The organism is Bradyrhizobium sp. Mp19 (genome assembly GCF_029952935.1).
Lineage (GTDB): Bacteria > Pseudomonadota > Alphaproteobacteria > Rhizobiales > Xanthobacteraceae > Bradyrhizobium > Bradyrhizobium elkanii.
In genome coordinates this window covers 506,711-520,330 of the sequence record NZ_JASAUT010000001.1, presented here as the reverse complement: position 1 = coordinate 520,330, position 13,620 = coordinate 506,711, and the positions used below count along the sequence as shown (strand labels likewise).

11 protein-coding genes and 2 pseudogenes are annotated in these 13,620 nt (G+C 58.3%); 2 read left to right on the top strand and 11 right to left on the bottom strand.

Annotated elements, in window-relative coordinates:
* Positions 1–11: 11 nt before the first annotated feature.
* The 4 genes from QJT82_RS02355 to QJT82_RS02340 all read right to left on the bottom strand — a co-directional run bounded on the left by QJT82_RS02355 (position 12) and on the right by QJT82_RS02340 (position 4,225).
* Positions 12–1,565: a sodium/solute symporter gene (locus QJT82_RS02355; protein ID WP_196238265.1), complete on the bottom strand. Its 1,554-nt coding sequence runs from the start codon at positions 1,563–1,565 to the stop codon at positions 12–14.
* 55 nt (positions 1,566–1,620) lie between these two features.
* The gene (locus QJT82_RS02350) at positions 1,621–1,872 is read right to left on the bottom strand and encodes a hypothetical protein (protein ID WP_155258862.1); all 252 of its coding nucleotides are present in this window, start codon (positions 1,870–1,872) and stop codon (positions 1,621–1,623) included.
* 708 nt (positions 1,873–2,580) lie between these two features.
* A complete protein-coding gene (locus QJT82_RS02345) occupies positions 2,581–3,003 on the bottom strand; it encodes a VOC family protein (protein ID WP_028344983.1) in 423 nt (140 codons plus the stop codon).
* 334 nt (positions 3,004–3,337) lie between these two features.
* Entirely contained in the window at positions 3,338–4,225 is an 888-nt protein-coding gene (locus QJT82_RS02340; RefSeq protein ID WP_028344984.1) for a LysR family transcriptional regulator, read from the bottom strand.
* 100 nt (positions 4,226–4,325) lie between these two features.
* Between QJT82_RS02340 and QJT82_RS02335 the strand changes: the two genes are divergently transcribed.
* Entirely contained in the window at positions 4,326–5,825 is a 1,500-nt protein-coding gene (locus QJT82_RS02335) for a CoA-acylating methylmalonate-semialdehyde dehydrogenase (RefSeq protein WP_028344985.1), read from the top strand.
* 273 nt (positions 5,826–6,098) lie between these two features.
* On the opposite strand, the gene QJT82_RS02330 is transcribed toward QJT82_RS02335, so the two are convergent.
* The 4 genes from QJT82_RS02330 to QJT82_RS02315 all read right to left on the bottom strand — a co-directional run bounded on the left by QJT82_RS02330 (position 6,099) and on the right by QJT82_RS02315 (position 11,029).
* Complete coding sequence (locus tag QJT82_RS02330; protein ID WP_035634220.1) at positions 6,099–6,989, bottom strand: LysR family transcriptional regulator; 891 nt, start codon at positions 6,987–6,989, stop codon at positions 6,099–6,101.
* A gap of 341 nt (positions 6,990–7,330) precedes the next feature.
* Positions 7,331–8,368: an esterase gene (locus tag QJT82_RS02325; RefSeq protein WP_225159441.1), complete on the bottom strand. Its 1,038-nt coding sequence runs from the start codon at positions 8,366–8,368 to the stop codon at positions 7,331–7,333.
* 92 nt (positions 8,369–8,460) lie between these two features.
* The gene (locus QJT82_RS02320) at positions 8,461–9,612 is read right to left on the bottom strand and encodes a mandelate racemase/muconate lactonizing enzyme family protein (protein ID WP_035634223.1); all 1,152 of its coding nucleotides are present in this window, start codon (positions 9,610–9,612) and stop codon (positions 8,461–8,463) included.
* Positions 9,613–9,721: 109 nt separating this feature from the next.
* The gene (locus QJT82_RS02315; RefSeq protein WP_028344987.1) at positions 9,722–11,029 is read right to left on the bottom strand and encodes an MFS transporter; all 1,308 of its coding nucleotides are present in this window, start codon (positions 11,027–11,029) and stop codon (positions 9,722–9,724) included.
* A 414-nt stretch (positions 11,030–11,443) separates the two neighbouring features.
* Here QJT82_RS02315 and QJT82_RS02310 point away from each other — a divergent pair, with 414 nt between their 5' ends.
* On the top strand, positions 11,444–12,049 hold the full coding sequence (locus QJT82_RS02310; RefSeq protein WP_028344988.1) for a glutathione S-transferase N-terminal domain-containing protein: 606 nt from the start codon (positions 11,444–11,446) through the stop codon (positions 12,047–12,049).
* Positions 12,050–12,093: 44 nt separating this feature from the next.
* Here the strand turns inward: QJT82_RS02310 and QJT82_RS02305 are convergent.
* From QJT82_RS02305 to QJT82_RS02295, 3 genes and pseudogenes are all read right to left on the bottom strand, one after another.
* Positions 12,094–12,333: pseudogene (locus tag QJT82_RS02305) on the bottom strand (LysR substrate-binding domain-containing protein); the annotation flags it as partial.
* 231 nt (positions 12,334–12,564) lie between these two features.
* Positions 12,565–12,732 (bottom strand): AraC family transcriptional regulator, encoded by a 168-nt coding sequence (locus QJT82_RS02300; RefSeq protein ID WP_225159436.1) that lies wholly within the window; start codon positions 12,730–12,732, stop codon positions 12,565–12,567.
* A gap of 143 nt (positions 12,733–12,875) precedes the next feature.
* A pseudogene (locus QJT82_RS02295) lies at positions 12,876–13,431 on the bottom strand (integrase).
* Positions 13,432–13,620 lie beyond the last annotated feature (189 nt).

Here is a 13,620-nt window from a genome sequence, read left to right as displayed (position 1 = left end):
TTTATTGGTGCTCAGTTCACCAGGTCGACGGAAGCCAAATCCATCACCGGTCGCTTGAGGATTGAGACGACGAAACAGACGAGGAAGGCCGCTGGCACGGTCAGAATTGCCGGGGAGTCGTAGGGAAACGGAGCCAAACCGAGGCCCAACACCTTCGTCCAAACAGTCGGCCCCATGACGGTCAGCGTCACCGAGGAGAGCAGGCCAAACGCACCTCCCGCAAGAGCTCCCGCGGTCGAGAGCCTTGGCCAATATATTGCCAGGATCAAGAGCGGGAAGTTCGCGCTGGCGGCTATCGACGTCGCCATTGCGATGAGATAGGCGACGTTCTGTCCTTCGAACGCGATTGCCAGAACAACGGCGATGACGCCCAGTATCGCCGCGGTGAAACGCACGGTGATCAACTTCGACCGTTCGTCGAGCGGCCGTCCTCTCAGCCCTGCAATGAGATCGTTGGTGGCAGCGGAAGCGCCGGCAATGAGCAGCCCGCATACAACGGCAAGGATTGTGGCGAAGGCAACTGCTGTAACAAAGCCCATCAACGCTGAGCCACCGACGATTTCTGCAAGATGGATCGCCACCATGTTCGTTCCCCCCAACACGCTGCCGTCGGGCGCCAGGTGCCTAGAGGCGTCGCGCAGAAGCGAAATGCTGCCGAAGCCGATTGGGAGAAGCATGATGAAGAACAACCCGATCAGGCATGTCGCGTAGAAGACCGAGAGTCTTGCCGCCCGCTCGTCACGCACCGTAAGGAAGCGCATCAGGATATGGGGCAACCCTGCCGTGCCGAACAGAACACCGATTGCAAGAGAGGTCGTCGCAATCCCGTCGCGAGCGAATCCGCGGATATTGAGAATCTGCTGACCAGATGGGTGCGCGCCCGACGCTCGGTGCAGCAGCTCGCCCAGATCAAGTCCAAATCTCGACAGGCACAGTGTGGCGATGACGGCACCGCTGATCAGCATCAAGACGGCTTTGATGATCTGCACCCAGGTCGCTCCTCGCATGCCGCCAAAGATCGCGAGTACGATCATCAGAGCGCCACCGCCGAGGACGGCGGCGCGATAGGATATGCCTACCAACAACCCCAGGAGCTCTCCCGCTCCGACCAGTTGCGCCACCAGATAGAAGCAGATGATTGTCAGAGAGCAGGCCGCAGAGAGAACCCGAATCGGCCGTTCGTTCAGCTTGTGCGCCAAGACATCGGCCAGCGAATAGCGCCCTAGTCTGCGTAGCGGTTCAGCAACAAGAAACAGCACGACCGGCCAGCTTGCGAGATATGTCGCGGCCAAGAAGAACCCGTCGAGGCCTGAAGCGTAGATCGCGCCCGTCAGCCCCAAGAACGCGCCGGCGGACATATAGTCGCCGGCGATGGCAAAACCGTTTTGCGTCGCAGTCACTGAATTCGATGCGGCGAGGTATTCATCGGTCGAACTCGTTTGACGAGCAGCCCAAGCACACACGGCCAGGGTGATCGCCAGGAAGATTCCAAAAAACGCGAATGTTGTTGCCTGTGAGCCCACCACGGCTGAGCCGGCGGCTTGCGCTTCGTTGGCGCCCGTCAATATCGCTATCAGGCCAATCGAGACGCAAGAGAAAGGCGATATAACCTTAGACATATCAATTGGCCCGGCGGACGAACACAAAGATTGCAGTTGTCGCGATGGACGCCAGCATGCAGCCGATGATCAAGAGGATCGAAGGGGTAGAGATGCCCGTAGCCTGGACGGATGCCGCGGCGGATCGTGAAGCGGACAGCAGCGAGATGAAGCAAGCGAAATAGATAATGATAACGGCACCACACAGCCAAAACCGGAGGCCATTGCCGTCGACGGCCATTTGTGAAGGACTGCACGCATCCACCTTTAGCATTTCAATTCTCCCAACAGAACCATGATCATTGTTGAAAGATTGTGTCCGTCGCCCCCCTCGCAACAAACGAAATGAAGTGAGAGGGCCATCTAGCGTAATGATCGCTCCCCATCAGTTTCTGCGCGTCATGCCATGATTTTATGCTGATACCGCGCAGTGCGGTGTCAATCTGTGTTCCTGGGCATCAATGTGATCTGTGATTGCGATCGGACAAATCACTATTTATCGTCACAGTCGACAATGATCGCGCCAAGGTCGTAAGGCTCTGCCTTCCCGATCATCTTTTCGCATCTCACAAGTTGCCAGTCGGCGTGATGGTTCAGCGTGAGAAACTCCAGCTTGCGCGCTAGAGCGAGCGCCGCGCCATTTGATCGGAACGTGTCGCCGTAGAGGCAGACTGCGCCGCGCTCCCTGGCTCGACCCTCTAACCATCGCACCAGGGCCTGTCCTATCCCCCGTCCCTGCCAGGCATCGGATACGGATAGCGCAAACTCCATCGCGTTGGTCGAACCCTGATAGCCGCAGGAAAACGATTAGAAGTGATCGTGCCTATCTGCCTTTCAGATATCGGGCCGCAGGCTTGCTGGCCGATCGATCCAGCGGGGGCGTAGGCGGGCTCTGCGCCGGCCGACTTCCGGGCTAGCCCTATCGACCTTCGTGACACCGGCGCACCTGCCCGGCTTTCACAAGCGAAGGCGCAAGTTTGGCCTAGCGATTGGCTGGATCGCAAGCGAACTCCAGACGCACGCCGCCAGGCTCCTGAATCATGAAATGCGTCTTCGGACCATTTCCTAGCAACTCGGGCGCAAATTCGACAATGACTGCCGGGCAGGCCGCAACGCGTTCGTAGAGACTCTGAAGCCCAGTCAGAGAGCCGACCTTAAGCGCGAGATGATGCAGACCAAGGTTCCGCTTGCGGTCGAACGACACACAAGTGTCGGGCTGCTGCACTTGCCAAAGCGTAACCCTTGCGTGACCGTCCGATACGAAGACAGCTGGATAGCTCGGATTTCCACCGACGACTTTCCACCCGAGACAATCGCAGAAGAAGCGCCGCGTCGTTTCGAACTCGCGCACCGTGAGCCCAACATGATCGACGCCGATTGTCGTTTCGGGAGTTTGGTTGGTCATTTGATCTTCATCCTGATGATTGCGTGCTCGGGCGCGGTATTGCCTCGGCCGCGCGGGGTTGATCCTTGAAATCCCAATGGCTGCAACACGGAAACGACGCTTCAATGACTTGGCTTGACGCCAGAATGCCTGCGGTTTCCGCCCCGGCCACCTCTCAGAGGTTCTAAATCCGCCGCAGCATTAAGGTAGTTGGCCGCCGCTTAAAGCGATTTATGGAGATATACCTATCATTTTCATTGATGGCGCTTGGACTTCGTTCCGCGGCCCGGGCAGCTCAAGCGCGAGGGCGTGAAAAAGGCCATTTCGCGAAGGCGCGCGCCAACGACGGTGATTGTCAGCCGACTTGGAAAGATGCTTTCGCCACCTTAACTGCGCCGGCGATAAAGCGGTGAACTTCCCGAACGCGCTGCGTCTCATGCGTGTCGGGATGCGATGTGATCCAATAACTTCGAACAAAGCGAATGGCGGGAAGCAGGCGAGTCAATTCGGGAAAGCGAACGGCGGCGTAGTCGTGCAGGATGCCCACGCCGTGACCGTTACGAACGGCCTCCATTTGCGCAACAACACTTCCGCATTCGTAGCGGCGCGACATAAGACGTCCGAGCGACGATGCGTAGTCCAGGGCACGGCTGTAAGCGAAGTCCTCGACATGGGTAACAAATAAGCGGCCAGCCAGGTCGGCTTGAGTGACGATCGGACCTTCGCGCGAGACATAGCTCTGAGCAGCGTAGACGCTCAGTGTGTAGTCCGTCAGTTTCGACAGGATGAGGCGACCTTGTTTTGGTCGATCGAGGGTGATGGCGATGTCGGCCTCCCGGCGAGACAACGAGAAAGTGCGTGGAAGCGGCACCAATTGGATGACTAACCCGTGATGTCGGGCCGCCAGCGCGCCCAACTGCTCTGCGAGAAAGTAATTGCCGAGGCCATCCGGGGCACCCACTCGGACGGTACCGGTTATCGCTTCCGTGCCCGCCCCGATCGTTGAGCCGACCTTGAGAAATTCACTTTCCGCGCGTTCCGCGGCTCCGACCAAAGCCTCCCCTGCTGGCGTCAGCGTACAACCGGACGTGTGCCGCTCGAGCAGCCTGGCATTGAGACTCTTCTCCAATGCAGTGAGCTGACGGGCGACGGTTGCGTGATTCAGTTTCAGGTGCTTCGACGCCTTCAGGATCTGCCCTGCTCGCGCCACTTCGAGAAAAATCCGAATCCGCTCCCAATCCATCGACTACACTTTCTGCACAACGAAGCCGCACATTCTGTGATTGATGCGCAATTTTAGAAGAAACACATTGAGCCGATCAAGCACCGTAGGGAGAAGATCCATGTCCGCGACTATCGTAAATTTTATCGACGGCAAGTTGGCGCCATCCCGAAGCAAGCGAACCTCGCCGGTGTTCAATCCTGCGACGGGTGAGCAGACGGGAACGCTTGGCCTGGCGTCAGCCGAAGACGTCAATGCGGCCGTGTCAGCGGCCCGCAAGGCTTTTCCAGGTTGGGCAAACACCACACCGCTCCGGCGCGCGCGCATCCTTAACCGTTTCCTCCGCATCCTCGAAGATAGAATAGACCAACTCGCCGAGGTCATTACCGCGGAGCACGGAAAGGTGCTCTCGGATGCCAGGGGCGAAATTCAGCGCGGCATGGAAGTCGTTGAGTTCGCGACCGGCGCGCCGCAGCTTCTCAAGGGTGAGATGACGGAAGACGTAGGCACGCGAGTGGACAGCCACTCGGTCCGGCAGCCCCTTGGGGTGGTCACCGGCATTACACCATTCAATTTTCCGGCCATGGTTCCGATGTGGATGTTCCCGGTCGCGCTTGCCTGCGGCAACACCTTTGTGCTCAAGCCGTCGGAGCGAGATCCATCCGCCTCGCTCATCATGGCCGAATGGCTGAAGGAAGCGGGCCTTCCGGATGGGGTTTTCAACGTCGTTCAAGGTGACAAGGAGGTCGTGGACGCGCTCATCACGAACCCCGACGTGGTTGCTGTGAGCTTCGTCGGTTCGACGCCGATCGCTCGCTACATCTACGAGACCGCCACTTCGCACGGCAAGCGCTGCCAGGCACTCGGCGGCGCGAAGAACCACATGATCGTCATGCCGGATGCCGATATGGATCAAGCCGTAGACGCGCTGATGGGCGCAGCCTATGGCTCCGCTGGCGAGCGCTGCATGGCCATATCGGTTGCCGTGCCGGTCGGCAAGACAACGGCCGAGAGGCTGATCGAGAAGCTGGCTCCGAAGGTGCGCGCGCTGAACATCGGTCCGGGCACCGATCCGGAGGCGGAAATGGGCCCGCTGGTGACCAAGCAGCACCTTGAAAAGGTGCGCAGCTATATCGATGCAGGCGTCGCCGAGGGTGCCAAGCTGGTGGTGGACGGCCGCGACTTCAGGCGTCAGGGATACGAGAAGGGTTACTTTGTCGGCGGCACGCTATTCGACAATGTGACGAAGGACATGAAGATCTATCGCGAAGAGATCTTCGGTCCGGTGCTCGCTGTCAGTCGCGCGGCATCCTATGACGATGCTGCGGGCCTGATCAACAGCCATGAACTCGCCAACGGCACCGCGATCTTCACCAGAGACGGTGACGCAGCGAGAGAATTTGCGCACCAGATTCAGGTTGGAATGGTCGGAATCAACGTCCCGATTCCAGTTCCGATGGCCTTCCATTCCTTCGGCGGCTGGAAAGCGTCCCTTTTCGGCGACCATCATATGCATGGTCCTGAGGGCGTGCGATTCTACACCAAGCTGAAGACGATCACGACGCGGTGGCCGACTGGAATCCGCGCTGGCGCCGAATTCGTCATGCCGACCATGAGCTGATGAGTAGGACTGGGGGGACGCCGTCATCGGCGTCCCTCCTTCTGCGAGAGCGGCCTTACAGGAAGCACTCTTCGGTCTTGCGCGTCGTGCGGCCAAGATCAGAAATTCCGGTGCAACGACGATCATTTCAGGTTTGTCATAGACCTCCATTGGCCATCTGCGACGTTGCCGTCAGTTCGACGGCACTTGTCCCTTTCTGGTAGGCACGACCAGAGTCCTCGTACCAACGAGGCAAAAACAAAGTTGCCTCATCCAGGTCGACATACGGACCAACTATTCCGCGGCCTGAAGTGTCGGGAATCTCTCGGAGGTCAGACAGTTCAAAAAAGCTGACATGGCGCTTGACACATAGGTGTCCCTTCTGCGGATCAACTCCGTCTCTACGATCGCGTCTTCGGGGGCCAGTTCATGTATCGACACGCGCCCATCACGCCAGGCGGAAGCAACCACTCCTTTCGGCAACAAGGAAATACCCACTCCAGCGGCAATGCATCCCAATATGGCGTCGACGGAGCCGAACTCCAGCGGTTGGGTCACAAGGAGACCGCGACTCGCCAGGAATGTGTCCAATCGCAGCCGATAGGAGCATCCAATTCGAAACACGATTGTCTGCAAATTCTGCAGGAAGCCAAGATCTTCCAAGGAACGGAGCGATCTAGGAGCGACCAGCACGAGCTCTTCCCGAAACACCGGGGTATGCAAGAGGTCGGGATGGCCAATCGGGCCTGCGACAAAGGCGGAATCTAGACGGCAATCGAGAACGTCCGAGACGAGACTGCAGGTGGTGCCTGTGGTGACGACCAATCTAACCAAGGGATAGGTACGAGCAAAGTTCGCGAGAACCGTTGGCAGTCGCAACGCCGCCGTCGTTTCGAGGGTCCCGATTTCCAGCTCTCCGTTTGGAGAGCCGTCGTCTAGCGCAGCTGTCTTGGCATCGGAAAGCAGCTTCGACAATTTTGGCGAAAAAGGAAGCAGGCGTCGCCCTGCAGGAGTGAGTTGCACTCCGCGAGCTTGGCGTTGGAATAGTTGGACGCCTAGCTCCAACTCGAGATTACGGATCTTGGCTGTCACGTTCGATTGGACCGTGTTCAGCTCCAGCGCTGCACGGTTCATGCTACCCAACCGAGCTACCGCTTCGAAAACTTTGAGATCGCTAACATCCATTGGGAACTCCCTTTGAGGGCAATGCTCCGACTGAGCGAAGTAAAGCACTGCAAGGAGCAATCTGTAAATGGCATTAGTATCAAACACTTATCAATAATCTAGATGACCATATCTATCCAAAAGATAGCTCAGGACAAATCGAACGCACTCGTAGCTGACGCGGGCCGAAACCGGCAAGCGCCAGCTCCACAAGGACGCTAAGACCACCGCCGAATTATCGTGCGGTCAAACGAGCCGAGCATTCTCGGCTTCACCAATCTCAGGCATACGCTGCGTGGATTTCGACACTGCCCCAATCTCTCAAGAGCCAATTGTGTCGACGTCAGGCGGCGTCAGCGACTTCACTTGACGTGCTTGGCCGTCCAATCGATCAACCAATCGGCGACCTGCAGATTGTTCTTGTCCTGCATCAGCATATGCGAGTTGCCGTGTATGCCTACATCAGGAAGGGAGACGACTTCGGCCTGAACACCAGCCTCTTTTGCCGCGCCCACAAACGCTTTGCAGCCCTGCAGCCTCTTGGACCAGGCTTCGGATTTCTCAACGAAGTCTCCGAAGAGGACGAGAATCGGAATCCCCTTGAGGCTCGACATGTTGAAGTCTGTGCCGGGGCATGCGCCTGGCTCGATCGAAATGATGCCCGCGATGCCCTTGGGATTCATCGCTGCGGTCTGGAAGGGATAGATTCCGGACTGGGAGTGACTGATCAGGATCGTGCTCTTGATGCGCTGCGACAGCTCGGCAAGAGCCTTGACGGTGGGCACCGGCGGAGCCATCGAATAGTTCCAGTCGGGCACCATCTGCTTCCAAAACTCATCTTGCGCCTCGATCGGGAACTGCAGACCGGGGAACGCAGTCGGATATTCCGGCCCAAAGCGAAACAGAGGCCACGCCCCTTCCCGGCCGGCCGATATGAAAGCGGGCAGCGAATCCGGAGGCAGCTTGCGGGTCTTCACCGAGTTCACGGCAACGGGACTGGCAGCCGACCTGCCGCGCCAGGATTGGTCGACGACATAGACACTGAAGCCGCGGCGGAGGAAATACTCGTCCCAGCCCATCCGTCCATCCGGCGCGGTTTCCCAGCTTTTGCCGGTCAGACAGCAGCCGTGGATCAGCGTGATCGCATAAGGCTTGGGGTGCAGAGGCATTTGATAGCGAACGTACATCTGGTCCACCTCGACGGTGCCCTGCGAGATGAATTGCGGGATCGTCGACAGCGCATCGCTCTTTATCTCGCGTCCTCCGACGAAGAAGCTTCCTTGACGTTCAATCGTCAGCGGTCCGTAGTTTTTTGCTTCCGCGGCGAGTCCGGCCGTCGAAGTGGCTAGGGTCGATACGAATTGAGAAAGCATGAGGGTCACTATGAATCGGTTCAACACGGATGGCTCCCAGATCGGACGGCGCAATTATTTGGGTTGAAGCGTCGGCACCGGTTCACTCCGGAACCAACGCGACTTTCAGCTGCGTTCTACTACTTCGAAGCTCGGTATTCCGCGCGCGTCACGAGCCAGTCCGCGCTGGCCTTAAGGTCGGGTTCAACGCCCAGTCCCGGCGCTTCGGGAAGCGGGAATACGCCGTCCTTCACTCGCGGGAACGGCTGCGCGAGCGCTTCACGCAACGGGTTCTCCATGACGTCATGTTCCAGCATTCCGGGGCCGCCCACGGCGGAGAGGACCTGCGCGGCCGCGAGCAAGCCGATGCCACTCCCCAGCCAATGCGGGCAATATGACCGGCCCGAGGCCACCGCGCGCCGCCCCACTGCGAAAGCGCCGGTGACGCCACCCCATTTCAACATGTCGGGCTGTACGATCCCATGATGACCGTTGTTGATCAACGTAGCGAAGGCGTCATACCCCATCACGTTCTCTCCGCCGGCGAGAGGGACCGGAGACAGCAAGGCCAACTCAGCCCACTCCGATTGAGGCCTGTCAGCAGGGATTGGCTCCTCGATCCACTCAAGACCGAACGCCCCCAACCGAGGCACTGATCGCCGCGCCTCCGACAGGTCCCAACCCTGGTTCGCGTCAACCATCAACCGCTCGCCCGGTCGAAGGTCGCGAGCGAGCGTTGAAACGACGCGCGAGTCCATCTCGGCGCCGAACGCCACCTTGACCTTGAATGCACGGAAACCAGCTTCGCGACAACGCGCGACAGTCTCGCACGCGGTATCTGGGTTGAGGCCACTCGCGTATGCACCGACCGTGCTCGAAGTTTGGCCGCTGCTCAATAGGCTACGCAGCGTCTTCTTCTCACGCCTGGCCGTAAGGTCCCACAACGCGAGATCCAGACCGCCAAGGCACGCGGCAAACGGTCCAGGTTCTGCTCCCTGGATAGCCCATCGATGGGTACGAACAGTCAGTGTGTGCCAAGCATCGGCGGGATCGACATAACTACCGGACAGCGCCGCCGGACAGATAACCGTCTCGAACAATCGTATCTTATTGTCGGCACTGAAGGGAGGAAAATTGCACCAGATCTCACCCCAACCGTGCGCCCCGTCGCGATCCTCGACACGAATGAGCAGCACGCTTCGCCGCGGGATGCTGCCGAAAGAGGTCTTTACCGGCTCGCTCACCTCTGCACGAAAGAGGAATGCCTCGATGCGTGCGATATTGATGCTCATGTGTGATTTCCTTTCAGCTAACTGCGCCAGGCCCGGCGCGATTATTTTCCGAGCGGGGCTTCGAGGACACATTCCGAATTACCAACGCGTCCTGTTCCGATGGCCGCCTTCACGCGCGCTTGAGTCCGGTCGACGGTTTCTGCCCATTGGTGAACCGCGCATTGACGACAAAAGGTGTCAACGCCGCAGCTATCAATGTGAGCACCGCGAGGAAATAAAGACCTGCCTGGTAGCTCTGCGTCGAGTCCTTGATCCAACCTAGCGCGTACGGACCGACGAATCCGCCGAGGTTTCCAATCGAGTTTATCAAGGCTATACCAGCTGCTGCGGCGTTCCCGGTCATGAACGTCGATGGCAACGGCCAGAATGGCGGCTTCGCACCGTAGATTCCAATAGCAGCGACAGCCACAACTCCAACCGTAAGAAGGGATCCCGTCAAAAGTCCCGCTCCGAACAGGCCAACCGCCGTCAGAGCGAGCGCGACAAACAGCGTCCAGCGACGCTCATTGTACTTGTCGGAAATGTAGCCAAACCCAAGAATGCCGAGCGTCCCAAAAATATAGGGCACGGAGGTCACAATGCCGGTCTGCATGTCGGTGAGACCGAGACCTTTGAGCATCTGCGGCAAGAAAAACGCCAAGCCGAGATTCGCCGTGGTATTGGCAAACCAAATGAACGCGAGTGCGAGCGTTCGAGGATCCGTCATCGCCTGCAGCGTGTCGGAGCCGTGGTTTGCTGCGACTGCGCCGTCATCTTCGTCGACTGCTCCTTGAAGCGCTGAGCGCTCTTCTCCCGTCAGCCAGGTCGCGTCACGGGGTCGATCGGGCATGATGGCCAAAAAAACAAATCCGAACAGAAACGTCGGCACTCCCTGAAGGATAAATAGCCATTGCCACCCTCGCAGGCCAAGGACCCCGTCCATGCTCAGCAATCCCGTCGAGAGCGGTCCACCAAGCGCCAAGGAGACGGGCACCGCCACGATAAACGCCGCAACAATTCGAGCCCGGTACTCCTGTGGAAACCAGAACGTCAGATAGAGGATGACGCCCGGAAAGAAGCCGGCTTCCGCGACGCCCAACAAGAAGCGAACAATAATGAAGCTGGTTGGTCCCTGCACGAAAGCCATGCAGGCAGAGATGATCCCCCAGGAGATCATGATGCGCGAAATCCATTTCCGGGCGCCAAATTTTGCAAGAGCAAGATTGCTTGGGACTTCGAAGACAAAGTAGCTGAGAAAGAAGACGCCAGCGCCGAGCCCGAAAATGTAAGGCGAGATGCCGATGTCTGCGTTCATCTTGAGGGCTGCGAAGCCGACATTGATGCGGTCAAGGTATGCCAGGACGTAAGAGACGAAGAGGACTGGAATAAGCCGCACGGAGACTTTCTTGATTAAAGCGTCAGAGACGGTCCTGGACATACTCGCTCCCAAATAAGCTCTTTCGTTTTCGCCTCTCTCGCACCCATCGACGACGCGTCTTTATGGTTTCGCCGGCAGCGGTGCAGACGAAGTTAAATGCCGCGGCCCGCCGTGTCGCCACGTTGGAAAGCTGTTCGCATTTGCCTTGGCGTCACCAATCAGCGCGGCATTTTTGCTATCGCGCCGTCGAGTGACGTTCAGGTCTGCGTCCCGCCATCCGCCCGGAACACTCGGCGCAACCGAGTCGTTGGCTGTCGATTGAAACAACAGCTAAGGTGTGGCGCTGCGTTCGAGTAATGAATCTTTTCGATATGGGTATCTGCCTTGAAGATTTATTGTACGAGCTTGCTGTCACGCCTGCCGTGTGCGATTGGCGCTTCCTTAACTAGACGGTCAGCAAGAAAGGGACGAACGATGATGACTTTCCGCATATCGGCAACCTCGCCTTACGCTCGCAAGGTCAGGATCGCTGTATCTGTCCTTGGGCTTGAAGATCAGGTGAAGGTGAGCCTTGCGGACACTTACGATCCAGCCGATCAGATTCGGACAGAGAATCCGCTCGGGAAAGTGCCTACATTGTTGTTGGATGACGGCAGGACCATCTACGATTCACTGGTCATTCTCGAATTCCTCAATGACCTTGGCGGCGGAGAGGCGCTCATTCCAAGAGGCTCGGCACGCATTGACGTGCTTGTTGCTCACGCTCTCGCGTCGGGGATGACTGATGCTGCGCTGCTGCGCGTGTATGAAAAACGTTGGCGACCGGCGGAGATGCATAGCGAGAAATGGCTTGCGCACCATGCGGGAAAGATGGAGCGAGCTCTGGATGCGATGGAGGCGGCGCCATTCGACTGGTCCGACAGGCCGCACATCGGCGCAATTGCGAAGGCTTGCGGGCTGGGGTTTCTGGACCTGCGATTTGGAGGAGAATGGCGCAAAACCAGGCCAAAGCTCGTGGCTCGGCTGGACGATTTCTCCAGGCGCGTGCCTGCCTTCGAGGCAACCGCCTTTGGCGGGTAGTCACCAACTGGCCAACTGTTGTCGAGCTCGATCTCGGCCTTGAGCCAATCGTGAAAGGCTCGCAGGCCGGGGGCTCTTGCCCGACCGGGCCGGAAAATTAGATACCACGCTTCGATCTTCGGCACGGTCAGCACAAAGGGGGCTACCAGGCGTCCTGCGGCTATGTCCGCCTCGACATAAGCTCGCATGGCAAGAACTGCTCCGAGCCCGTCACCGGCGGCTTGAAGCGCTAAACCGTAATAGTCAAACACAGGTCCGGGAGCGAGCCCCGGGGGCGGAGTGGCGGCTTCGCGCCAACGATCTTTCTCTTATTCCACGGTACACGCTTGGCGTCTCATTGAATCCTCGGGCATCGGTCATGGTGACCTCCTCAGTCGATGAGGCCAGTCATTCTCGGCCGAGAAACCTCCTCAGCCTATGTCCGCTTACAGACAATTGGAGGCGACCTTCGGTCTACCTGGGTTCTCGACAGCGGTGAAAATGACCCAACTCGGACATGGTCGACTAGCACAGAGTCATTCCAGAGCTGGCGATGATTTACTTCTTCGCCATGAACCCGGCGGTACGCCAACATGTTTCTTGAAGGCGCGGTTGAAGGCCGCCTCGGATTCGTAACCGACCTCTGCTCCCACTTGTGCAACGCTGATCCCTGGGGTGGCCAGATGTCGGACTGCGAGTTGCATGCGCCAGTGACGTTCCAGTATTTGGAGCATAGGCGAGACCTTCGTACCGCCCCGGGAGGCAAAACTTCGCTCGCGAACGTCTGCTGTTGGCGCGAGGCAGCGGAGGCAGGTCGGGCAGAGTATGTCCGCTCTGCCCGGGCACTTCAGACGTCAACCTGTTCCGCTTTGGCTAGGGCGTCATCAACCTCAATGCCGAGATATCGGACGGTGCTTTCAATCCTGGTATGACCGAGCAAGAGTTGGGCGGCTCTCAAGTTGCCCGTCCGCCTATAGCTCAGGGTTGCCTTTGTTCGGCGTAGTGAGTGCGTCCCAAACAAATTGTACCTGCGGCAGCCCGCGAACAGATAGTCACCTGGCCCTTTTCCGGTCGTCTTAAGATAGTCATCGACGGCTTGCCGCGTTGTCTCGGTCAGTTCGAACTGGACTGGTCGACCGGTCTTCTTCTGCCGAACGATTGCGCAAGCCGCTCGGCGCGACATCATCAACTTTTAGCACCACGACGTCGCAACTGCGGAGCTTACTATCGATGGCGAGATTGAACAGAGCAAGGTCCCGAATGCGCTCCTCGACTTATAGCTTCGTTCGAATGGACCACACGTGATTAGGCCTGAGCGGCGGCTTCGCTCCCACGATCTTTCCCTTATTCCAGGGTACGTGCTTGGGTATGACTTCTTCAGTAGTGCTTGAGACGTCAGCCATGTTGACCTCCTCGGTTAGCGAGGCGTGCCATTCTGGAGCCGGCAAGCCTATGATTCACGTCGGCTTTCGGACAAGTCGGGACATAAATTGGGTATCTTCAACCGGCCAAGGGACACTTTTGATCCGAAGCGGCCATGCTCTAGAATGTGCGAAGCCCACAAAATGCCCGCTCTTCAGCGGCATCGCCGG

Excerpts from the sequence above, each read along its gene's own strand:
- QJT82_RS02350 (WP_155258862.1), bottom strand. The coding sequence starts at position 1,872 with ATGCTAAAGGTGGATGCGTGCAGTCCTTCACAAATGGCCGTCGACGGC.
- QJT82_RS02345 (WP_028344983.1), bottom strand. The coding sequence starts at position 3,003 with ATGACCAACCAAACTCCCGAAACGACAATCGGCGTCGATCATGTTGGG.
- QJT82_RS02340 (WP_028344984.1), bottom strand. The coding sequence starts at position 4,225 with ATGGATTGGGAGCGGATTCGGATTTTTCTCGAAGTGGCGCGAGCAGGG.
- QJT82_RS02335 (WP_028344985.1), top strand. The coding sequence starts at position 4,326 with ATGTCCGCGACTATCGTAAATTTTATCGACGGCAAGTTGGCGCCATCC.
- QJT82_RS02330 (WP_035634220.1), bottom strand. The coding sequence starts at position 6,989 with ATGGATGTTAGCGATCTCAAAGTTTTCGAAGCGGTAGCTCGGTTGGGT.
- QJT82_RS02320 (WP_035634223.1), bottom strand. The coding sequence starts at position 9,612 with ATGAGCATCAATATCGCACGCATCGAGGCATTCCTCTTTCGTGCAGAG.
- QJT82_RS02315 (WP_028344987.1), bottom strand. The coding sequence starts at position 11,029 with ATGTCCAGGACCGTCTCTGACGCTTTAATCAAGAAAGTCTCCGTGCGG.
- QJT82_RS02310 (WP_028344988.1), top strand. The coding sequence starts at position 11,444 with ATGATGACTTTCCGCATATCGGCAACCTCGCCTTACGCTCGCAAGGTC.
- QJT82_RS02300 (WP_225159436.1), bottom strand. The coding sequence starts at position 12,732 with ATGCAACTCGCAGTCCGACATCTGGCCACCCCAGGGATCAGCGTTGCA.